Consider the following 19,844-nt stretch of genomic DNA (forward strand, 5'->3'; position numbering starts at 1 on the left):
GCACCGACGGAGCATCCGCGGGGTGCCCGTGGCAGGGGTGAAGCGGTTCGCCTGCCATCCGGACCAACGAAGGGGGCACGATGCGCTGTATCGACTGCACCGCACCGCCCACTCACCGGGGCCGCTGCCAGCTCCACCACGAAGCCTACGAAGCCCGCCCCTCGGTACGAGCGAGGCGCCGCCGTCAGGCCGTGGTCGAGCGGGGCAACTCCGCTGCGGCACGCCTGCGGAAGCAACTCCGCCGCGCCGGCCGGGCCACCTGCGGCGCCTGCGCGCTCGACTTCCTTCCGTCCGCCGTGGACGTGGACCACGTGGTCCCCCTGGCCCTCGGCGGCGAAGACGTGGACTCGAACGTCTGGTCCCTGTGCCGCCCGTGCCACAAGGCCAAGACGCGTCAGGACTTCGGGGCGCAGTCGACCCCGTTCTGAACGGTCCGGAGAGGCCGCGCTCGCGAGCCTGTCTGAGGTATCGGAGTTCCTCCCCGGACCACTCGTCAGCCTACCGACGAGATGCGACGCGCTGCGTCAGAGCAGTGCGGGTCAGTCGTTCTACCGGGCCGACCAGTCGGTGAGGTAACCCACAGCGATGTTCACGTTTCCCTTGGCCAACTTGAGTGCGTCCAAATTCAGGCGGCTGTTCGAGTATCCCAGATCGCCCAGAGCCTCAAGCTCCTTGCTGTAGATCTGCGCGAAATCGGGCTCACTCGTGTTGCTGGTCGCTGCGTTCTGGACATCCGACATGGCCACTCCCTCACTGCTCGGCACCCTGCCGATCGCTGCGGATCATGACATGACGGTCCGTCATCACGCCACTACCCTTGACAGATTGGCGGTGGTTCGGTGCCACGTAAGCCCCGCCCCCCGTGCTCGGTCCCGGGGTGCCCCGAGCTGACCACGGGCGGACGCTGCCCGCGCCACCAGGCCGAGGCCGACGCACAGCGAGGCACACCAGGCGGAAGCGCGTACGGCCCGCGGTGGCCACGCATCCGACGGGCCTACCTCTACACGCATCCGTGGTGCGTGCTGTGTGCTCGCGTCGCTGTGGTCGCTGACCACTTCCCCGAGTCGCGTCGCTCGCTGGTCGCCCGAGGTGTCAGTGATCCGGACGCCTGGTCGCGTCTCCGTCCGCTGTGCACGTCGTGTCACAGCCGCGAGACGGCCGTTCACCAGCCCGGAGGATGGGCCTCGGAGCGCCAAAAGCCCATAAAGGGCCTCTGACCTGCGGTTTTACCCAGGGGGGTGACTCCCTCCCCTCCCCACCCAGCGCGGCAGGGAGGAGAAAAAATCTAATGGTCAATTAGGGCATTTTGGTGGGGATTGCAATGCGCAATCAGGCCCCTTGATGGACCGAATCGCCAGGAAATGACGACGTCGCCCGGACGCCAACTCATCTACTGTTCCTGCGGTTGGGGCTGTTCTCGAGTGAGCGCGGCCGCAGTCGCACCGGAGCCTGGCGACGATTCCGGGATCTGGGACTGATCGTGCCGGAGTCAAGTAACGAAATTCTGCAACTAGGAGATTCAATTATGGCCCTTACCCTTGCCGAATCCGCGAAGCTCTCTACGGAAGACCTTCAGCGTGGCGTGATCGAGACGTTCGTTCAGGAGTCGCCCATTCTCGACCGCCTCCCCCTCATCGAGACCGAGGGAACGGCGTATCGATACAATGAGGAGTCCGAGCTTCCCGGGGTTTCCTTCCGCGCTGTCAACGAGGCATACCCCGAGAGCGTTGGCGCGGTGAACTCCCGAATCGAGACCCTCGCCATTCTCGGCGGCGACTCCGATGTAGACAAGTTTCTCGTACAGACGCGTGGCAACATCAACGACCAGCGGGCGGTTCAGGAGGTCCTGAAGGTCAAGGCCGCTTCGCTGCATTTCTCCGACCAGTTTTTCAACGGCGACACCGCAGTGAACCCGAAGGGGCTTGACGGCCTGCGTAAGCGCCTGATCGGGCGGCAGGTGCTCGACGCCAAGGGAGTTGGTCCGGTTGCCAACGGCTACGATTTCTTTGATGCGCTCGACGCGTTGACCGCGCAGGTTCGCGGCATCAGCGGGCAGAACGGCGCCCTGTATATGAACGCGGCGATCCTGGCGAAGATCCGTTCCGGGTTCCGCCGGCTCGGGGGTGCTGAGCTGCTGACGTCCGAGATCAACGGCAAGAAGGCCACCATGTGGAACGGCATTCCGATGCTCGATCCCGGCCAGAAGCTCGACGGCACCGATATTCTCCCGCTCACGGCCGTTACCGGCGGTAAGGAGACTGGCGACATTTACGCGGTCCGGTTCGGTGCCACCGAGGCGGATGCGGGTGTCACGGGTCTGACGAACGGCGGCATTCAGGTGACCGACCTCGGCGAGGCGCACGACAAGCCGGTTTACCGGACCCGAATCGAGTTCTATTGCGGTATCGCACTGTTCGGCGGCAAGGCGGCGGCACGTCTGATGAACGTTCTCGCTGGCTGATCTGATGGCATGGTAAAGAGGCCCCCATCCCTACTTCCCTTCCGGGTTGTGGGGGCGGGGGCCTCTTTGCGTTCTTGGTCGATCTACGGCGTGTACTCGTAGCCGATGGTGAACCGGGCGGGCAGGCAGGACTCCGTGTACTCAATCACACCTTCGTCGTCCGACCAGCGGTGGACGAGCGCCAGGATCGAGCTGCCGACCGGCACTGCCAGGGCGGCGGCTTCTCGCTGGTCCGCGGTTCGCGCGTGCATGTCGTCGCGCGCCGCCGTGATGGTTCGGCCCGTGGCCTGGAGGACCCTTGCCGTGATTCCGTCGTTCCGTCCCGGCGCCGTGTTGAGCAAGTCGGGCACGAGCGCTGCGAAGTGCGCGGGGTACCAGGACACCGCGAAGAGGGTTCGTGACTTACCGCGCCCAGCGATGTACTCGCGACGCACCAGTTGGGCCCCGTGTTCCAGGTCGAACAGATCCGCTACGTAGAGCGGCGGGATGACGATCTCGGCAGCCGTCACGCGGCTGGTCTCGCCATCCATGAAACTGGACTGCACCCTCTGCACTCGGGCGAGACGGTCACGGCTACTGGCACTCACGCGCGGGTCGTCCGCGACGAACGTTCCACGTGGTGACGTGCGCAGATAGCCCTCCACCTGGAGGTGCTGGAGTGCGCGGCTGACCGTGGCCACGGCGACGTTCCAGCGGCCGGCGATCTCCTTGTTGCTGGGCAGCTTTGCACCCGGTTCCAGCTCTCCCGAAAGGATTCGCTGGCGGTAGTGATCCGCGATCACAGACCACGTCTTCGGCGTCTTGCTCGGCACGTTCGCTCGCTTCCGCTCGGTGGACGATACCCCGCTTGAGCAGACTAGTTCACTCGGAACCGTAGCGACCGAACTAGGCCACTCTTCATGCTGGACTAGTTCACTGACTGGACGTCGGTTAAGCGGTGACCAGCCCTGTTCCGAGGGAGCACACATGCAGGATGCGGAGAACAAGTGCCCGAACGGCGAGGAGATCCGTCCGGACCCGCCGGACCCGGACGGCATCGCCACGTGGAAGTGCCCGTGCGGATACTTCGGCTACGTGCTGCCGGTCGACTTCGTGTCGACGCACCCGAACGAGACCCGCGTACAGGTCTGCGGCCGGAAGCGCCGGAGCAGCGTGCCCGCGCCGGTCATGGCGTGACGGTCCGGTCCTGGGGCCGGCTGTGGCTTCACCGGATCACTCACCCGGTGGTCACGGCTCAGATGCTCTGGGGTCTGCATCTTCAATTCGCTTGGCCGGTAATGATGTTCAGCCCGAGGCGACGACAGATCATCCGTGACGAACGCGCCCACGTGGCCCCCTGGCACGTGGAGCTTCGCACGGGCCCCGAGTAGCACCTTCAGACTCCCGTCCCGGGCGCGCTGTCATGGCTGACGTTGCACTCGGGACGGGCTCCAACTCCCGTACCCCGCCCCGGGGCTGGAACCGAGGCGACAACACCGGTACGGGAAACCCGGTCCCGTCCGTACGCGCAACAACCCCCGTCGTGGACGGGCGGGGCCGCCACCATCGAGGAAGGGTGCCACATGGCAAGGACCAGCCCGAAGGGGGCGGAACGCCGCGTGGTCGTGCTCCGCCGCGAAACCCGGAACTTGGCTCCGTCGGGCGTAGCGGTCCGGCTCAACGTCGCGTCGCTCGGCTCCGTCGCGAAGGACTCCCGCGCCGATCGGATCGGGTTCGTTCACCGGACCACCGGCAGCTACGCCTATCTACGGGAGCCGGGGACGGTAGACGACGTCTGGGAGTGCCCGGTGACCTCGGTCGGGCCGCCCAGTGCGGAAGAGGCCGAGCGCGCCCAACTGGTTGACGTGGGAGTCGTCCCGCACAAGGACCACCCCGAGTAGCCCCTTCGACTCCCGGCATGACTGCCGGGTCGCGTCCCCCGGAACAGCTCCCCGGGGTGGCGCGCGTCGATCCCCCGCCGGATGTTCTGACACCAACAGCCGTCGGGGGATCGGCACTCAGACCCCCGCCCCGACTCGATCGACCGTCCAAGTGTTTCGAGTCGGGGCGGGTTCCATCTGCCCAACCACTAGGCGACAGGAACAACTGTGGTGCACAAGGACATTCAGCGGCAGCCGGAGCGCCGGATCGGGGCGCTGGTTCTGCTCACGGACCCGGAACAGCGCGTGCTCCTGGTGGAGCCCACCTACCGGCCCGGTTTCCAGCTTCCCGGCGGCGCCGTCCACCAGGGCGAGCAGATCGCTGACGCGGCGGCGCGCGAACTCGCCGAGGAAACCGGACTGAGTCGGGTCATCACGCATCATCTGGGCGTCGACCAGATCCCGGCGAACCCGTCCACGGGCGCCGTCGAAGGGTTCAACATCATCTGTGACGGCGGGGAGGCGACCCCGCTGGAACGGCGCCTTCTGGCCGACCAGGGCGTGCCGGTCGGCGCGGCCCGAGAGATCAGCGGTCACCGGTGGGTGGCACTCGAAGAGCTGGACGACGTCACGGAGCCCTACATGGCGCAGCGCATCCGGGTCGCCATGGGTATCCGGAACAGCGGGCTTCGTCAGCCCCTCCTGTACATCGGACAGCCGGCGGGCGAGCGCCACACCGCGTAATGGAGGCATCCGGCGGGGGATTCAACCCCGAAGGCAAGCTTTGGCGCGCTGAGTACTGGTTTCGGGGTCAGCCCGGGATTCCCGGAGTCGTCGCCGGAACCTCGAACGTGACCGGCAGCGCTGCCATGCACTCGTTCGAACGCTTGGCCGCGTGGCTGATTTCGGAGATGGCCCGGCGGTGGTGGACGTTGGAAGTGCCGTGCGAAGTGGCCGACTTCGGGGAGATCCTTCTTCGCCACGCGCAGCAGGACGCCCAGGCGCACGGCAAGTGGACGTACCGGCCGGACATGCCCCCGGCGTGGGCGGACGTCACCGTGACCTACCATCCGACCGATCGGGGCAAACGGGCCTGAGGATCGAAGGGGCCCCGTCCGGGTTCGCCTGGGCGGGGCTTCGGTCCGGCGGCTCTTCCTGAGACGGCCGGGCCGCTTATGTGAGTGGCTTGACACATTCGTTGATCTTGACGACGGACATGGCGCGCTCCTTCTGCTCCGGTGACTGCGTACGGGAGCAGTCTGCTACACCTCACGGCCGGGCGGTCCGCAGGTGTCGGCGGCCGTCCGGGCACGGGCAGCCGGCGGGGGCGGCCGTCCGGGCACGGGCAGCCGGCGGGGGCGGCCGTCCGGCGGGGGCAGCCGGCGGGGGCGGCCGTCCGGCGGGGGCGGCGTGGGGGTCAGGCGATCCACGGCGGGAGGACCCGCTGGTCGTCGCGCGGGGCGAGGGCGCAGGCGCCCTCGGGGGTGCGGGCGTCGGGGTTGTAGGCGTGGGCGGGGGACGGGGAGGCGACGACGGCGGTGAAGCCGGTGTCGGTGGCGATCCGGCGGGCGGCGTCGGCGGGGAGGACGACGGTGTCCCCGGCGGCGAGGGTGAAGACCTCCCCCGCAAGGTCGACCCGGGCGGTGCCGGTGAGCAGGGTCCAGACCTGCTCGGTGTCCATGGCGTGCAGCGGGCCCCGGGCGTCGGCGGCCATGTCGACGTGCCAGACGGCGAGGGCGGCGGATCCCTGGGTGGGCGAGGCGTAGGTGGTCATGACGCCGTTCGGGGTCGCGGTGCGGCGGGCGTCGGTCCGGCGGATCACGGGCATGGCGAAGGAACCCCTAAGATGGACAATGAAGTTGTCTATATAGTCAATGAGGTTGTCCATCGTGTCAAGTGAACCGTCTCCGCCGGGTTTTGAGCTGCCGCTGCGTCTGCTGCTCGCCTTCCGGACGATCATCGACGAGCTGCACGAACGCATCGCCCGTCAGGGTCATCCCGACCTGCGCCCGATGCACGGCTTCGTCTTCCAGGCGATCGGCCCGCAGGGCACCACCGCCTCCGAGCTCGGCCGCCGCCTCGGAGTCTCCAAGCAGGCGGCCGGCAAGACCGTCGACCAGCTGGAGCAGCTCGGCTACGTCGCGCGCGTCGCCGATCCGACCGACACCCGGCGCAAGCTGGTCCGGCTCACCGAGCGCGGGGTGGACTGCCTGATCCGTTCGGCGCGGATCTTCGACGAGCTGCGCGAGGAGTGGTCGGAGGTCCTCGGCGAGGAGCAGCTGCGCGCGGTGGAGGACGGCCTGCGCCGGCTCGCCCCCGGCGACCCGTTCCGGTTCGACACCCCGCGCTGGTTCGGTGCGCCGTAGCGGACCAACCCCCTTGGTACGGTCAGGACTCGGGCAGTCCACGGGTCGCGAGGGTCTGGTTCTTGTACGCCTTCACGCCGGTGATCTCGGCCCCGAACCAGTCCGGCGCCGAGAACGCCTGGGCCTCGGCCTCCGAGCCGAACTCGACCTCGGCGGTGCGCAGCCCGGCCAACTCCCCCTGGTAGACGTCCGCGTGGACCGTGACGCCGGACTCGTCGAAGGTGTAGCGGTCCTTGACCAGCCGGGCGCCCTCGGTGGCCGGCCAGAGCTCGGTGAACTCCTCTTCCCCGAGCTCGCGTTCCACCTCGATCCGGACGGGGGAACCCGCCGAGGACGAGGCGCCGCGCTTGACGCCGAGGACGCGGCCGCCGCCGATCCGCCGCAGCCGCACCTCCGTCCCGTCGTCCTTGATCGCGATGTACCCCTGCTCGATGTGCTGCCGCACCGCCGTCTCCGGCGGTTCGAAGGCCTCCAACAGGAACTTGCGCTCGATCTCGAACGGCATGCCGCACCATCCCTTCCCGGTCGCACCGAGCGGCCGGTTCGCACCGAGCAGCCAGTTCGCACCGCGCGGCCCGTCGAGCCGTCCGGACGAACCCGTCGGGCCGTCAGAAGGACCGCCCCTCCCCACGGTACGGCCGCTCCGGCCCCGCCGGGTCCGGCCGGTCGCGCCGGTCCGAGCAGAGCGAGGAGCTGAGCCGGTTCAGCAGCCCGGCGAGCTCGGCGTACTTCTGCTCGTCCCAGTCCCCCAGCAGCTCGGCGAGCTGGGTGCGCCGGGCGGCGACCAGCCGCAGCGCCGCCGCCTCCCCCGGTTCGGTGAGCCGCAGCGGCAGCCGCCCGACCCGCGCCGCCAGCCCCCGGCCCTCCACCTCCCGGACGGCCTCCTCGATGACGGCGACCGGGACGATCCGCCGCTCGGCGAGTTCGACCGGCTCCACCGAGCCGTGCTGGTGCATCTGGAGCAGCAGCCAGCTGGAGGCGGGCCGCAGGTCCAGCCCGGCGGACTCGGTGATCCGGCGGAAGAGGTCGCGCCGGGCCTCGCGGCTGTTCAGCACCGACAGCGCGCGGGCGATCTCGTCCAGCGAGGTGCGCTCGACCGGGTTGACCCCGATGGACTCGCTCAGGTCGGGCGCGGTGACGGTGGAGCGCAGCTTCTGTTCGCGCAGGAACAGCGACAGCACGAAGGCGACCACCGCGACCGGCACCGCGTACAGGAACACCCGGGTGATCGACTCGGCGTACGCGTGGTAGACCCCCGGCTGGACGGCGGCCGGCAGCCGGGGGATGACCCGCGGGTCGGCGGTGATGACCTCCGGCCGGAACCCGGGCGGCAGCGGCACCCCCGCCAGGGCGTCGGCGAGCCGGCCGCGCAGCCCGTTCGCGAAGACCGTCCCGAAGACGGAGACACCGAAGGAGGCCCCGATGGAGCGGAAGAAGGTGGCGCCGGCGGTGGCCACGCCGAGGTCCTCGTAGCCGACCGAGTTCTGCACGATCAGCACCAGCACCTGCATCACCAGGCCCAGCCCGAGGCCGAAGACCAGGAAGTAGCCGCTCATCTCGGCGGTGCCGCTGTGCTCGTCCAGCCGGGAGAGCAGCAGCAGCCCGACGGTGGTCACGGCCGTCCCGGCGATCGGGAAGATCCGGTAGTGGCCGGTGCGGGCGACGATCTGACCGGAGCCGATCGAGGTGAGCAGCATGCCGAGCACCATCGGCAGCATGTGGATGCCGGACATGGTGGGCGAGACCTGCTGGACCACCTGGAGGAAGGTCGGCAGGTAGGTGAGCGCGCCGAACATCGCGAAGCCGACCACGAAGGAGATCACCGCGACCAGGCTGAACGTCCGGGAGCGGAACAGCCGCAGCGGCAGCACCGGCTCCGCCGCCGTCCGCTCGACCCGGACGAAGGCGACCAGCAGCACCAGGCCGAGCGCACCGAGGCCGACGATCTGCCAGGACGCCCAGGCCCAGGTGGTCCCGCCGAGCGAGGTCATCAGCACCAGGCAGGTGGCGACGGCGGCGATCAGCACGGTGCCCAGGTAGTCGATCCGGTGCTCGCGCCGGACCTCCACCCCGTGCAGCACCGCCGCGATCACCACCAGGGCGACGGCGCCGATCGGCAGGTTGACGTAGAACACCCAGCGCCAGCTGAGGTGGTCGACGAACACCCCGCCGAGCAGCGGCCCGAGCACGCTGGTGACGCCGAACACGGCGCCGAACAGGCCCTGGTAGCGGCCGCGGTCCCGGGGGGCGACGAGGTCGCCGACGATCGCCTGAGAGAGCACCATCAGCCCGCCGCCGCCCAGGCCCTGGAGCGCGCGGAAGGCGATCAGCTCGCCCATGTTCTGGGCGATCCCGCACAGCACCGAGCCGAGCAGGAAGATCACGATGGAGGCCTGGAAGAAGCGCTTCCGGCCGTACATGTCGCCGAGCTTGCCCCACAGCGGGGTCGCGGCGGTGGAGGCCAGCAGGTAGGCGGTGACCACCCAGGAGAGGTGCTCCAGGCCGCCGAGGTCGCTGACGATGGTCGGCAGCGCGGTGGAGACGATGGTCTGGTCGAGGGCGGCCAGCAGCATCGCCAGCAGCAGGGCGCCGATCGGCACCCAGAGGTTGGGGACGGTGACCGCCGGCGGGCCGCTCGCGCCCGTGGCGCTCCGGCCGGACCCGGCGCGCGGATCCGTCGTCATGGCGTCTCCAGGGGCATCACGGCACCTCCGCGGACGTCCACAGCGCCCGCGCGGGCGTCATCGCGTCTCCGTCGGCATCACGACGTCTCCGTGGGCATGGCGTCTCCAAGGGGGTCGCGGGCCCGTCGCCCGGGCCGTGCGGATGATCACTCCCAGCTCACCGCGCTGGTCTGTTCGTCCCGATTCGTTCCGTCGGGTCGAACCGAGCGTAAGCGCCGGGGACGACCGCCGCGCCCCGGGCGTTCTCCGAGGGGCCAACCGGCACCAACCGGCACAACACCCCCGCCGGCGGACGGACGCCCCTGTCCACCCTTCGGGCGGTCCTGCATAATCAGGCGCGATCGTGCGCCCCGGTCCGCCCGGAACGTGCGCCGAACGACCGAACGACCGCCCGCGAAGTCGACGCGGACCCGACGCGAAACCGAGGAGGACCGGCCGATGCCGGACCAGCACTGCCCGACGTGCGGCACCGCACGCTCCACCGGGTGCGGCTGCGTCCCGGACCCGAGCCTCACCGAGACCGCCGTCCTGCCCCACCTCGAAGGGCCGCTGGTCCGCCCGTACGTCCCGCAGACCGCCGACCAGGTGGCCGACGAGGCCCACCCGAACGCACCCGTGGTGGACCCGTTCGCGACCACGGTGCTGCCGCCCGTCCCCCCGGGACGGCCCGGGCCGCCGGCCGCTCCCCCGCTCGGACCGGACGCGGACGCGTACGCCACCACGGTGCTGCCGCCCGCCGCCCCGGGGCAGGGCCCGTTCGGGCCGGACGCCGGCGCCTACCCGGACGGTGCCTACCCGGACGGCGGCTACGCGGACGGCGGCTACTCGGAAGCCCACGCCACCACCGTGCTGCCGCCGGTCCCGCCCGCCGGGCCGGGCGGGTACCCGGGGGCCGCGCAGCAACAGCCACCGGTGCCGGGGTCGGGGCCGGACGCCGACGAGATCGGTCTCTTCCCCTTCGGCCCGGGCGCGGGCTCCGGACGGCCCCCGGGCACGGCCGGGCCGCGGGCCGGCGGCGGCCGGGCCGCCAGACGGGCGGCCGAGCAGGCCGACCGGCGGCCGCTCGCCCAGCGCAAGGGGCTGCTCGCCGGGGTCGGCGCCGCCCTGGTGGCGCTCACCATCGGCGTCGCCTACGCCGTGACGCCCTCCGCCGGGCCGCCGGCCGAGCAGGCCCGGCCGCTGCCGACCAGCACCCTGGCGCCCGCGCCGGTGGACCCGCCCACCCTGGCGGCGCCCGCCCCCAGCGCGGCGGCGCCGACCAGCGAGGCACCGAGCCCGACGGCCACCGCCACCCGCAAGCCGAGCCCGACCAGGACGGCCACCCCGACGCCGACCCCCACGCCGACGCCGCCGCCTCCCCCGGTCCAGCCGCCCGCGCCGGACCCCGTCCCGACGCCGACGCCCACCCCCACGCCCACCCCGACGCCCACCCCGCGGCTGCTCCAGCTCGGGATGAACGGGCCGGACGTCAAGGACATGCAGCAGCGCCTGTACGCCGCCGAGTGCGGATTCGTCGACAAGTCGATCATCACCGGCACCTTCGACTACTGGACCCAGTCGGTGCTCAGCAGCTACCAGCGGGAGAACCGGATCAAGGGCGAGAACGGCGTCTACGGCCCCAAGACCCAGGCCACCCTCACCGCCGACCCGGGCTGCTGATCCCCCGCACGTACGAAGGGGCGGCGGCCGCCCACCGGCGGCCACCGCCCCACTCGTCAGCCCACAGCCGTCAGCCGGTGACCGCCCCGAAGATGCTGATGCCCGCCAGCACCACCATGATCGTCGCCGCCACCCGGATGATCAGCTTCATCGGCACGTGCTTGAGCAGCTTCTGCCCGCCCACGATGGCGATCCCGCCGACCGCGCACAGCGCCAACCAGGAGCCGAGGCCGACGGCCAGCGGGTCCGCGTACTTGGCCGCCAGGTTGGCGGTCATGATCTGGGTCAGGTCGCCGAACTCGGCGATCGCGACGACCACGAAGCTGGCCCCGGCCACCTTCCAGAAGCTGTTCGAGGACGGCTCCTTGGCCGCGTGCTCGTCGTCGTCCCCGCCGTGGAACAGCAGCATCGCCGCGCCGACCAGGAACAGCACGCCGGTGACGCCCTCCACCCAGCGGTGCGGCAGCAGCGAGAGCAGCTGCCCGGCGGCGAGCGCGAGGCCCACCTGGAGGGCGAAGGCGGCGGCGATGCCCGCGAAGACGTAGCTCGCACGGTACTTGGTGCCGAGCACCAGGCTGGCCAGCGCGGTCTTGTCCGGCAGTTCGGCCAGGAAGATGACGCCGAAGGTCAACGCGGCAACGGTAGGACTCATCAGAGGTTTCCTCGGTCGGGCTGCCCGGCCACCGCAGCTCCGTCAGGGGACGCTTCGGCCCGACAGCACTGGTCATGGTCACAGCACTGCGGCCGAAGGTCTCGCCGGCAACGCCCTGTCGAGCGATGCCCCGGGCGCCGGGCCCCTGGGGGCCAGTATGTCGACGGTCCGGTGGAGGGCTACTCCCCTTCAACGACGCCAAGCGTACCCGACGGCGTGAGCCGGCCGGTCCCAGCAGGCCACCCCACCCGAAGGCCCCACCCGAGGCCCCCTGCCCCCCGCCCCTCGCCCCTACCCGCCGCCCCCGTCCGGCCCGGGCGCGACCAGTCCGCGGCCGACCAGCTCCAGGACCACCACGATCGCCACCGACTCCACCGCCAGCAGCCCGATCAGCACGAACAGCTGCACCGCCCCCGCCTGGACCGGCGAGGCCCCGCCCAGCAGCATCCCGACGAACGCCCCGGGCAGGGTGACCAGGCCGACCGTCCGGGTCTGGTCCAGCGCCGGGACGAGCGAGGTCGCCGCCGCCGTCCGGCAGATCTCCAGCCGGGCGTCGCGCTCCTCGAAGCCGAGCGCCAGCGCGGCCTCCACCTCGCCGCGCCGCAGCCGCAACTCGTCCAGGGCCCGCCGCCCGGCCAGCGAGGTCGCGGTGAGCGCGCCGCCGATCAGGATGCCCGCGACCGGGATGACGGACAGGCCCCGGGCCGGCAGCAGCCCGGCGCCCAGCAGCAGGGCGAGCACCGGCAGCACCCCCGCGCCGATCGGGGCGGCCGCCCAGACCCAGGCCGGGCCCGGGGTCATCCGCCGCCCGGCGGTGCGCACCGCGACCGAGAACATCAGCAGCACGAACAGCGCCGACCACCAGAGCGAACCGACCACCCAGGTGATCACCGCGGCGACGGCGGCCAGCTGCACCACCGCGCGCAGCCCGGCCCGCAGCACCGCGTGCCCGTGGCCGAGCAGGCCCCACCCGGCCACCGCGACGGCGGCCAGCAGCAGCACGGCCGTGACCACCCCGAGCACCGGGGTGACCGGCAGCAGCTGCCCGCCGGAGGCCGCCAGGTCCGCGGGGAGCATCAGATCCGGCCCGTCGGGCAGATCCAGCCCATCGGCCGGGCCCGTCAGATCCAGCTGGTGAACCACATCCGGTCCTGCCAGGACGACATCGGGATCACCTCCGCCGTGTACAGCGGGTAGAAGAACGCGAAGCAGCCGATGATCGCGAGCACGACCGCCCCGGCCCCGATCGCCCCGATCCGGCGGCGCCCGGGGCCGCACCCGGCCGGGCCGAGCATCGCCCCGAGCATCTGGGCGACGGCCAGGCACAGGAACGGCACCAGCACGACCATGTAGAAGGAGAAGATCGTCCGCTCCTGGTACCGGAACCAGGGCAGGTAGATCCCGGCCACCGCGCACAGCACCGCGCCCGAGCGCCAGTCCCGCCGGAAGAACCAGCGCCACAGCAGGTAGACCAGCGCGAAGCAGGCCGCCCACCAGAGGAACGGCGTGCCGAGGCCGAGGATCTGCGCCGCGCAGCCGCCCGAGGAGGTGCAGCCGCGCTGCCCGGCCGGGACCTGCTCCCAGTACATCGAGACCGGGCGGCCGTCGACCAGCCAGGCGAAGGGGTTGGACTGGTAGGTGTGCGGGGTGCTCAGACCGGTGTTGAAGTCGTACATCTGCGAGTGGTAGTGCCACAGGCTGCGCAGCGGCGCGGGCACCCAGCTCATCGGGACCTGCGGCAGCGGGATGCCCAGGACGCTGTCCGGGGAGAGCCCGGCGCGCCCGTCGGCCCAGTGCCGGTCGTAGCCGCCCCCGCCGTCGGCGCCGGTACCGCCGGTGGCCAGCCAGCCGCTCCAGGCGCCGACGTACACCACCGCGGCGGAGCCGACCATGGCGAGGAAGGCGGGTGCGGCGTCCCGGCGCAGCATGGAGCGCCAGGGACGGCGGGCGCCGGCGCCGCGGCGGCCGGACCCGTCCCACAGGACGGTGAGGACGCCGAGGGCGGCGAGGATCGGTGCGCCGTTCCACTTGACGGCGCAGGCGGCGCCGAGGAACACCCCGGCGGCGATCCGCCAGGGGCGCCACCCCAGCCGGACGGTGTCGCCGCCGGCGGCCTCGGCGACGCGGGCGAGCCGGGCGCGGGCGTGGTCGCGGTCGATCAGCAGGCTGCCGAAGGCGGCGAGCACGAAGAACATCTGGATGCCGTCGAGCAGGCCGACCCGGCTCATCACCAGCTGGAGGCCGTCCACCGACATCAGCAGCGCGGCGGTGCAGCCGACCAGGGTGGAGCCGAAGAGGCGGCGGCCGATCCGGGCCAGCATCAGCACGGTGACGGTGCCGAGCAGGGCGGTCATGAACCGCCAGCCGAAGGGGTTCAGTCCGAACAGCTGCTCGCCGATCGCCATCACCCATTTGCCGAGCGGCGGGTGCGCGATGAACTCGGGCGCGGAGGTCAGCGGGATGGACTGGGGGACGGACAGGATGTCGGCGTTGGCGTGGTCGGGCCAGGTGCCCTCGTAGCCCTGCCGGAGCAGCGACCAGGCGTCCTTGGGGTAGTACGTCTCGTCGAAGACGAAGGAGCCGGGGTGGCCGAGGTCCCAGAACCGCAGCAGGCCGGCGAAGAGCGCGACGGCGACCGGTCCGAGCCAGCCCGCGTGGTCGGCCGCCCAGCGGACCGGGCCGCCGCGCGGGGCCGGTGCCGGGGCGGCGGGGGCCGGGGCCGCCGGTGGGTGCGTGAGCGCCGCTTGCGTCATAGCCTCGCCGATTCGCCTGTCTGCTCTGCCCGGGTCCTGGCTCCGCCCGGGTCGTGCCGCCCCGGCCGGGGCAGGGCGGTCGACAGCCACTGACACTATGTGGCGGTGCCCGCGAAGCCAAGCGCGACGGGCGCCGACCAGGTGACCTGGTCGGCGCCCGTTTCGAACGCCCGGACGGGCCGTTCCGCTACGCGGCGGTCTGCAGCTCCCGGACCGGGACGGCGCGGACCACGACCGGCGCCGCGTTGTCCTGCTCCGGCGTGAGGTACGGGCGCAGCCGCAGCGCCATGACGACGATCAGCAGCGTGGAGCCCGCCATGGCCGCCAGGTAGAGCGGCCAGGTGCCGGAGCCGACCAGCAGCACGCCGACGGCCGGGCCGACCGCGATCGCTATCTGCTTCACCAGGGCGTACCCGGCGTTGTAGGTGCCGAGCAGCCGGGCCGGGGCGAGGTCCGCGACGATCGGGCCCATGGTGGGCGCGAGCAGCGACTCGCCGACGCCGAAGAGGGCGTAGATCGAGACGATGGCGACCGTGGCGGCCATGGTCTCGGTCCGGATCAGGCCGGCCACCAGGGCCATCGCCCAGGCGCCGAGCCAGACCAGGCCGGCCGCGGCCATCGCGGTGGTGCGGCGGCGGCGCGCGGTGATCCGCACCATGAACATCTGCAGCACCACGATGGTCAGCGCGTTGGCGCCGATCGCGAAGCCCAGGGTGGAGGGCGCGGTGCCGACGGTGTCGGTGGCGAAGGCCGCGACGCCGGACTCGAACTGGCCGTAGCAGGTGAAGAAGATCAGCCCGGCGAGCAGGCAGAGCCGCAGCATCGCCTTGTCGGCGACCAGCGCGCGCAGCCCCGTCGGGCCGTCGGCCTTGCCCTGGACGACGCTCAGCTGGACCAGGGGCATCCGGGCGGTGCCGGTGACCAGGGCGAGGCCGAGGAACGTCGCCGCCTCGATGGTGAACAACCGGGTGAGGCTGGCCGGGTCGGAGACGTCCACGATCTGCCCGCCGACCAGCGCACCGATGCCCATGCCCAGGTTGACCAGGGTGAACTGGAGCGCGAAGGCGTGCGAGCGGGTGGCCGCCGTGGAGCAGCGGACGATCATCGTGGCGAGCGCCGGCTGGCAGGTGGTGACACCCGCGCCGAACAGGAAGGAGGAGACCAGCAGGGCCGGGGTGCCGGTGGCGTGGCCGAAGGCGAACGCACCGGTGGCGGCGAGCGCCGTACCGGCCAGCAGCACCGGGCGGGGGCCGTACCTGTCGATGCCGCGGCCGGTGAACGGGAGGACGGCGAGGGCCGCCAGCGCGAAGACGGTGAACACCATCCCGGCCGCCAGCGAACCCAGCCCGCGCACCTGGTCCACGTACACGAACATGTACGGCATCGTGAACCCGCTGCCGAACGCGCTGAGCGCGTTGCCGATCTGGACGCGGCGCAGCGGGCCGCCCGCTCCACGCCGCTGCTGCCTCTGCTGCTTCACCGTGCCGGTCACCGTGCACATCCCTTCCTGGTTTCAACTGGATACTCTTAAGTCCAGAAGATTTCAGAGCTAAAGTTTGACGAGATAAAGTCTTAGCACCGGAAGAGTGCGGAGTCAAAGGCTTAAGGGGTGCACGCTCGTGGGAGACTGGTCCGCATGACTACGGACAAGCCGCGGCCGGCTGCCGGCCAGCCCGCCCCGGCCACCCCCCTGGAGTTCGGCATCGCCGAGCAGGTGGCCCTCTACCAGCGGGAATTCCCCACCGTCGACCCCCAGGTGGAGACGATCGTGCAGACCCTCAACCGGGTCTCCCGGCGGATGGGCGTGGCGTACGACCGGCAGCTGACTGTGCTCGGAATCACCTCCGCCGAGTGGGAGGTGCTCAAGGCCCTGGTGGTCTCCGGCAGCCCGTACCGGCTGGGCCCGGGCGAGCTGGCCAAGCGGCTCGGGCTCACCCCGGCGGCGATGACGCACCGGATCGACCGGATGGTGGCCGACGGCCTGGTCACCCGGGACCGGGACGAGACCAACCGGGTGCGGGTGATCATCGAGCTCACCGAGACCGGCCGCGACAAGTGGCTGGAGTCGATGCGGATGGCGGCGGTGTTCGAGGAGGAACTGCTCCAGGACGTCGTGGGCGAGGAGCGCACCGCGCTCTGCGCGACGCTGGGCCGGATGCTGCGGCGGATCGAGGAGAGCCAGCCGGACGCGCTCGGGCGCACCGACGACCTGGCCTGACGCCGGAGCGCCGACACACCGACGCGCCGGAGCACCGGAGCACCGGAGCACCGGAGCACCGGAGCGTGCGGGCCGGCTCGGCGGGGCTCCGCCGCCGCGGCCGGGCTCCGCGCGGGCCCCGGGAACGCGAACGGGTCCGGCCCGCCGGGAGGAGGCTCCTCCCGGCGGGCCGGACCCGTCGCTTCAGGTGCTGCGAGGATCCGTCAGGCCCTCGGCGGTCCGTCGGTCGTCAGCAGGGACCGTTGTCGGTCCAGACGCCCCACTGGCCGCTCAGGCTCGGGTCGTCGCCCTTCGTCCACCACTTGTTGGTGTAGTAGTGGCCCTTCCACGAGACCTTGGTGCCGCCGGCCGCGTAGGTGGTGTTCGCGTCCCAGCTCGGGGCGGCCGGGCAGGAGCTCGGGGTGCCGGTCGGGGTCCCGGTGGGGGTGGTGGTCGGCGTGCCCGTGGGGGTGCTGGTGGGCGTGCCGGTCGGGGTGCCGGTGGGGGTGCCGGTCGGGGTCGGGGTCGGCGTGCCGGTCGGCGGGGCCGGGCAGGCGGAGGCCGAGCCGTTGGTGGCGCTCACCATCTTGTCGAACAGGCCGGTCTTGGTACCCAGGTCGTACAGCGAGAAGGCGAAGGACCCGCCGAGGCCGTTGCAGTGCGCGTAGTCGATCTTGGCCTGGATCGACTTGGCGTCCTCACCGCTCCAGAAGGTGTTGCCGTCGTAGAAGTACGTGGTCTTCGCGTCGTCGTCCCAGAAGGTCTTGGACGGGTTGTCGACGAAGCCCGCGAGCTCCTTGAACATCTGGATGCCGGGGACGTTGCCGGACATCGCCGCGCCGGCCGCCGGCTGGGTGGCGGGCTGGAACAGGCCGTGCTTGCCGTTGTCCTTCACCCCGGTCCAACCGCGGTAGTAGAACGGCACACCCATGTTGATCTTGTTGGCGGGGAAGCCGCCGGGGATGCCGTACTCCTTGTCACCGGCGGTCCAGGCCTTGATCGCGTTGTCGATCGAGTACTTCCCGTTGCCCGGCTTGGCCGGGGTCGACGGGTCGTTCGGGCCCGAGTACAGCGGCGCCTGGTGGTTGGTCGGCCCCTGCGGGTCCCAACCGCCGTGCATGTCGTAGGTCATGACGTCGAGGAAGGTCAGGTACTGACCGATCTTGTCGGTCTCGACGTTCATGATCTTGTCCTGGCCGGCGCCGACCGCCGCCGACAGGGCGTAGGTCTTGCCGTCGGTCTTGCCCTGCGCGTCCAGCTGGGTGCGGAACTCCTTCAGCAGCGCGGTGAAGTTCTGCTTGTCGGCCGGGCTGGAGATGTTGCCGGTGTGGCCGCCGCCGCCCGGGTACTCCCAGTCGAGGTCGACGCCGTCGAAGATGCCGGCGGCGGAGCCGGGGCCGCCGTAGCCGGCCTCGCTGGGCAGGTTGCCCTTGATGAACATGTCGATGCAGGACGACACCAGGTGCTTGCGCGAGGCGTCCGTGGCGGAGGCCGGCGAGAAGAACTTGGAGTAGGTCCAACCGCCCAGCGAGATCAGGACCTTGAGGTTGGGGTTCTTCGCCTTGAGCTTCTTCAGCTGGTTGAAGTTGCCCGCGATCGGCTGGTTCCAGACGTCGCCGACGCCGTCGACCGAGATGTCCGCGCCGAAGCTCTTCTGGTAGTCGGCGAACGCGTCGCCCGCGCCGTCACCCGCGTTGGGGTTGTTGTCGTTCGTGTCGGCGGCCTTGGTGGCCTCGAAACACCCCAGGTCGGTCGGGTGGATGTTGGCGAACGAGTAGATCAGGTAGTCCAGGTTCTTGGCGACGCCGGTGTCCTGGATCGTCTTGGGGTAGTACGCGTTCGCGTAGATCGACCACTGGTCGAAGTAGGCGACCTTGATGCCGCCGCTGGTGGCGGGCGCGCCGGTGGAGTTGGTGGTCGCGGCGTTGGCGGCGACGCCGCCGGACAGCGCGAGGCCGGCGCCGAGCAGCAGGGAGGCGGTGGTGCCGGCCGCGATGGCGGCCAGGCTCTTGGGGTGGCGTCGGCGGCCGCCCTGCGGGGCGGGGGCCCCGGCCCTTTCAATGCGTGAGCGCAGCATGGGTGCGTGACTCCTGGTTGTGGGGGTACCCGTCGGCCCGGCGGCACGCGTCCGGGGTGGGGCCGGACGACCGGGACATGACAGGCATGGGTGGGGAATCGAGCGGATCAGACCATGACGGACTACCGGGATGTGCCGAACCGGCGCCCGCGGCACACGACCGCTGACGCCGGTTCAGGGGCTCCCTGCACCTGGGCAATAAAAATGGACTAGACCAACTCGCCCGTCAAGGGGGGCAGTCGGGCCTTGAGACCCGCTTAAGGTTCCACCCCCGCGCTGAGCTGGGCGGCCGCGCGCGGAGTCCGCACCTGAGTTCGGGTACCGGAGCCTGGTGCCGAAGCCTTCGTGCCGGAGCCGGGCGCCGGACTCAGTAGCGGACGGCGTTGGCCACCTCGGCCTTGACCGTGCCGGAGAGGCTCCGGTTGGCGTGCGCGGTGGCCTGGGCGCTCTGCCCGGCGGCCACGTCCGCGACGGTCACCGCGGTCGCGTCCAGCACCTTGCCGGACTCGTCGGTGAAGTCCAGCTGGATCACGTACCGGTACGACTGCTGGCCGTGGTTGGTGACGGTCAGCGGCACCTGCGGCTTGCCGTCCGACCCGGTCTCCACCGCCCCGGCGGTGACGTCCCCCTTGGCGTCCAGCCCGCCCTTGATCCCGGCGACGGCCGAGGACGCCGACGACACCGCCGCCGAGGCCCGCGCCTCCGCCGAGGCGATCGCCGCCCCCGCCCCGCCGGCCGCCGAGGCCAGCGCCGAGGCGGCGGAGGCGGCCGCACTCGCGCCCTTCTCCACCGCCGCCGCGGCCGAGGAGGCCACGCTGCTCGCGCTCCTGCCGGAGGAGCAGCCCGCGAGCACCGCCGCGCCGACCACCGCCACGGCCAACGCCCCTGCCACCGCGCACCGTCGGCGGCGCAGCGGCGGTGCGTCCAGGTCCTGCGCGGTGGTCCTCGGCGGGGTCGGGGAGCCCGGGCCGGTCTTCGGGCCCGCCTCCGCGGGGCGGAGACGGGCCCGGGCGCGGGTGAGCGGCTGGCGGTCCATGCGGTCCCTCGTTTCCGGTCGGCGCCGGGCTGCCCGGCACACCTCCCCGCCCACCCTCCGAGGCCCGGTGGACCGCCGCCAGCAGGGCTGCTGCCCCCGG

At 71.4% G+C, this 19,844-nt stretch carries 20 protein-coding genes; 9 read left to right on the forward strand and 11 right to left on the reverse strand.

The annotated features are described in order from the left end of the window. The first annotated feature begins 191 nt into the window (after nt 1-191). A complete protein-coding gene (locus tag ACIQI7_RS10825; RefSeq protein WP_401107421.1) occupies nt 192-428 on the forward strand; it encodes an HNH endonuclease in 237 nt (78 codons plus the stop codon). A 120-nt stretch (nt 429-548) separates the two neighbouring features. Here the strand turns inward: ACIQI7_RS10825 and ACIQI7_RS10830 are convergent, their stop codons facing one another. Next, nucleotides 549-740: a hypothetical protein gene (locus tag ACIQI7_RS10830; RefSeq protein ID WP_401107424.1), complete on the reverse strand. Its 192-nt coding sequence runs from the start codon at nt 738-740 to the stop codon at nt 549-551. Nucleotides 741-1,525: 785 nt separating this feature from the next. Here ACIQI7_RS10830 and ACIQI7_RS10835 point away from each other — a divergent pair. Next, nucleotides 1,526-2,461 (forward strand): major capsid protein, encoded by a 936-nt coding sequence (locus tag ACIQI7_RS10835; protein WP_401107427.1) that lies wholly within the window; start codon nt 1,526-1,528, stop codon nt 2,459-2,461. An 83-nt stretch (nt 2,462-2,544) separates the two neighbouring features. Here the strand turns inward: ACIQI7_RS10835 and ACIQI7_RS10840 are convergent, their stop codons facing one another. Continuing rightward, nucleotides 2,545-3,273: a GntR family transcriptional regulator gene (locus ACIQI7_RS10840; protein ID WP_401107430.1), complete on the reverse strand. Its 729-nt coding sequence runs from the start codon at nt 3,271-3,273 to the stop codon at nt 2,545-2,547. Between the two features lie 154 nt (nt 3,274-3,427). Between ACIQI7_RS10840 and ACIQI7_RS10845 the strand changes: the two genes are divergently transcribed. The 4 genes from ACIQI7_RS10845 to ACIQI7_RS10860 all read left to right on the forward strand — a co-directional run bounded on the left by ACIQI7_RS10845 (nt 3,428) and on the right by ACIQI7_RS10860 (nt 5,417). Continuing rightward, a complete protein-coding gene (locus ACIQI7_RS10845; protein WP_401107433.1) occupies nt 3,428-3,637 on the forward strand; it encodes a hypothetical protein in 210 nt (69 codons plus the stop codon). Between the two features lie 386 nt (nt 3,638-4,023). Next, nucleotides 4,024-4,341, forward strand: coding sequence for a hypothetical protein (locus ACIQI7_RS10850; RefSeq protein ID WP_401107436.1), 318 nt, complete (start codon nt 4,024-4,026; stop codon nt 4,339-4,341). A 207-nt stretch (nt 4,342-4,548) separates the two neighbouring features. Beyond that, nucleotides 4,549-5,064, forward strand: coding sequence for an NUDIX domain-containing protein (locus ACIQI7_RS10855; RefSeq protein WP_401107439.1), 516 nt, complete (start codon nt 4,549-4,551; stop codon nt 5,062-5,064). 107 nt (nt 5,065-5,171) lie between these two features. After that, the gene (locus tag ACIQI7_RS10860) at nt 5,172-5,417 is read left to right on the forward strand and encodes a hypothetical protein (protein ID WP_401107442.1); all 246 of its coding nucleotides are present in this window, start codon (nt 5,172-5,174) and stop codon (nt 5,415-5,417) included. 320 nt (nt 5,418-5,737) lie between these two features. Here the strand turns inward: ACIQI7_RS10860 and ACIQI7_RS10865 are convergent, their stop codons facing one another. Further along, nucleotides 5,738-6,208: a cupin domain-containing protein gene (locus tag ACIQI7_RS10865; RefSeq protein WP_401107445.1), complete on the reverse strand. Its 471-nt coding sequence runs from the start codon at nt 6,206-6,208 to the stop codon at nt 5,738-5,740. Nucleotide 6,209: 1 nt separating this feature from the next. Between ACIQI7_RS10865 and ACIQI7_RS10870 the strand changes: the two genes are divergently transcribed. Then, nucleotides 6,210-6,686 (forward strand): MarR family winged helix-turn-helix transcriptional regulator, encoded by a 477-nt coding sequence (locus ACIQI7_RS10870; RefSeq protein WP_387748610.1) that lies wholly within the window; start codon nt 6,210-6,212, stop codon nt 6,684-6,686. Nucleotides 6,687-6,708: 22 nt separating this feature from the next. On the opposite strand, the gene ACIQI7_RS10875 is transcribed toward ACIQI7_RS10870, so the two are convergent. Beyond that, a complete protein-coding gene (locus tag ACIQI7_RS10875; RefSeq protein WP_401107448.1) occupies nt 6,709-7,191 on the reverse strand; it encodes a CYTH domain-containing protein in 483 nt (160 codons plus the stop codon). A gap of 103 nt (nt 7,192-7,294) precedes the next feature. After that, nucleotides 7,295-9,370 carry a DHA2 family efflux MFS transporter permease subunit gene (locus ACIQI7_RS10880; protein WP_401107450.1) on the reverse strand — a complete coding sequence of 692 codons (2,076 nt, stop codon included), beginning with the start codon at nt 9,368-9,370 and terminating at the stop codon, nt 7,295-7,297. A 438-nt stretch (nt 9,371-9,808) separates the two neighbouring features. Between ACIQI7_RS10880 and ACIQI7_RS10885 the strand changes: the two genes are divergently transcribed. Beyond that, the gene (locus tag ACIQI7_RS10885; protein WP_401107453.1) at nt 9,809-11,029 is read left to right on the forward strand and encodes a peptidoglycan-binding protein; all 1,221 of its coding nucleotides are present in this window, start codon (nt 9,809-9,811) and stop codon (nt 11,027-11,029) included. Nucleotides 11,030-11,099: 70 nt separating this feature from the next. Here ACIQI7_RS10885 and ACIQI7_RS10890 read toward each other — a convergent pair whose 3' ends face one another. The 4 genes from ACIQI7_RS10890 to ACIQI7_RS10905 form a co-directional block, all read right to left on the reverse strand. Continuing rightward, nucleotides 11,100-11,684, reverse strand: coding sequence for a TMEM165/GDT1 family protein (locus ACIQI7_RS10890; RefSeq protein ID WP_401108010.1), 585 nt, complete (start codon nt 11,682-11,684; stop codon nt 11,100-11,102). Nucleotides 11,685-11,972: 288 nt separating this feature from the next. Continuing rightward, complete coding sequence (locus ACIQI7_RS10895; protein WP_401107454.1) at nt 11,973-12,758, reverse strand: ABC transporter permease; 786 nt, start codon at nt 12,756-12,758, stop codon at nt 11,973-11,975. A gap of 44 nt (nt 12,759-12,802) precedes the next feature. Continuing rightward, nucleotides 12,803-14,434: a dolichyl-phosphate-mannose--protein mannosyltransferase gene (locus ACIQI7_RS10900; RefSeq protein WP_401107456.1), complete on the reverse strand. Its 1,632-nt coding sequence runs from the start codon at nt 14,432-14,434 to the stop codon at nt 12,803-12,805. Between the two features lie 187 nt (nt 14,435-14,621). After that, nucleotides 14,622-15,926, reverse strand: coding sequence for an MFS transporter (locus ACIQI7_RS10905; RefSeq protein WP_401107458.1), 1,305 nt, complete (start codon nt 15,924-15,926; stop codon nt 14,622-14,624). 144 nt (nt 15,927-16,070) lie between these two features. On the opposite strand from ACIQI7_RS10905, the gene ACIQI7_RS10910 reads away from it, so the two are divergent. Then, nucleotides 16,071-16,652 (forward strand): MarR family winged helix-turn-helix transcriptional regulator, encoded by a 582-nt coding sequence (locus tag ACIQI7_RS10910; protein WP_401107461.1) that lies wholly within the window; start codon nt 16,071-16,073, stop codon nt 16,650-16,652. Between the two features lie 229 nt (nt 16,653-16,881). Here the strand turns inward: ACIQI7_RS10910 and ACIQI7_RS10915 are convergent, their stop codons facing one another. After that, nucleotides 16,882-18,708: a glycosyl hydrolase family 18 protein gene (locus ACIQI7_RS10915; protein WP_401107464.1), complete on the reverse strand. Its 1,827-nt coding sequence runs from the start codon at nt 18,706-18,708 to the stop codon at nt 16,882-16,884. Nucleotides 18,709-19,075: 367 nt separating this feature from the next. Next, complete coding sequence (locus ACIQI7_RS10920; RefSeq protein ID WP_401107467.1) at nt 19,076-19,744, reverse strand: FxLYD domain-containing protein; 669 nt, start codon at nt 19,742-19,744, stop codon at nt 19,076-19,078. Nucleotides 19,745-19,844: the final 100 nt, after the last annotated feature.

It is taken from the genome of Kitasatospora sp. NPDC092039 (genome assembly GCF_044756065.1).
Lineage (GTDB): Bacteria > Actinomycetota > Actinomycetes > Streptomycetales > Streptomycetaceae > Kitasatospora.

What these genes read in the sequence shown, in the direction of transcription:
- ACIQI7_RS10830 (WP_401107424.1), bottom strand. Translation starts at nt 740, where the DNA reads ATGTCGGATGTCCAGAACGCAGCGACCAGCAACACGAGTGAGCCCGAT.
- ACIQI7_RS10835 (WP_401107427.1), top strand. Translation starts at nt 1,526, where the DNA reads ATGGCCCTTACCCTTGCCGAATCCGCGAAGCTCTCTACGGAAGACCTT.
- ACIQI7_RS10845 (WP_401107433.1), top strand. Translation starts at nt 3,428, where the DNA reads ATGCAGGATGCGGAGAACAAGTGCCCGAACGGCGAGGAGATCCGTCCG.
- ACIQI7_RS10850 (WP_401107436.1), top strand. Translation starts at nt 4,024, where the DNA reads ATGGCAAGGACCAGCCCGAAGGGGGCGGAACGCCGCGTGGTCGTGCTC.
- ACIQI7_RS10865 (WP_401107445.1), bottom strand. Translation starts at nt 6,208, where the DNA reads ATGGACAACCTCATTGACTATATAGACAACTTCATTGTCCATCTTAGG.
- ACIQI7_RS10875 (WP_401107448.1), bottom strand. Translation starts at nt 7,191, where the DNA reads ATGCCGTTCGAGATCGAGCGCAAGTTCCTGTTGGAGGCCTTCGAACCG.
- ACIQI7_RS10880 (WP_401107450.1), bottom strand. Translation starts at nt 9,370, where the DNA reads ATGACGACGGATCCGCGCGCCGGGTCCGGCCGGAGCGCCACGGGCGCG.
- ACIQI7_RS10885 (WP_401107453.1), top strand. Translation starts at nt 9,809, where the DNA reads ATGCCGGACCAGCACTGCCCGACGTGCGGCACCGCACGCTCCACCGGG.
- ACIQI7_RS10895 (WP_401107454.1), bottom strand. Translation starts at nt 12,758, where the DNA reads ATGCTCCCCGCGGACCTGGCGGCCTCCGGCGGGCAGCTGCTGCCGGTC.
- ACIQI7_RS10900 (WP_401107456.1), bottom strand. Translation starts at nt 14,434, where the DNA reads ATGACGCAAGCGGCGCTCACGCACCCACCGGCGGCCCCGGCCCCCGCC.
- ACIQI7_RS10910 (WP_401107461.1), top strand. Translation starts at nt 16,071, where the DNA reads ATGACTACGGACAAGCCGCGGCCGGCTGCCGGCCAGCCCGCCCCGGCC.
- ACIQI7_RS10915 (WP_401107464.1), bottom strand. Translation starts at nt 18,708, where the DNA reads ATGCTGCGCTCACGCATTGAAAGGGCCGGGGCCCCCGCCCCGCAGGGC.
- ACIQI7_RS10920 (WP_401107467.1), bottom strand. Translation starts at nt 19,744, where the DNA reads ATGGACCGCCAGCCGCTCACCCGCGCCCGGGCCCGTCTCCGCCCCGCG.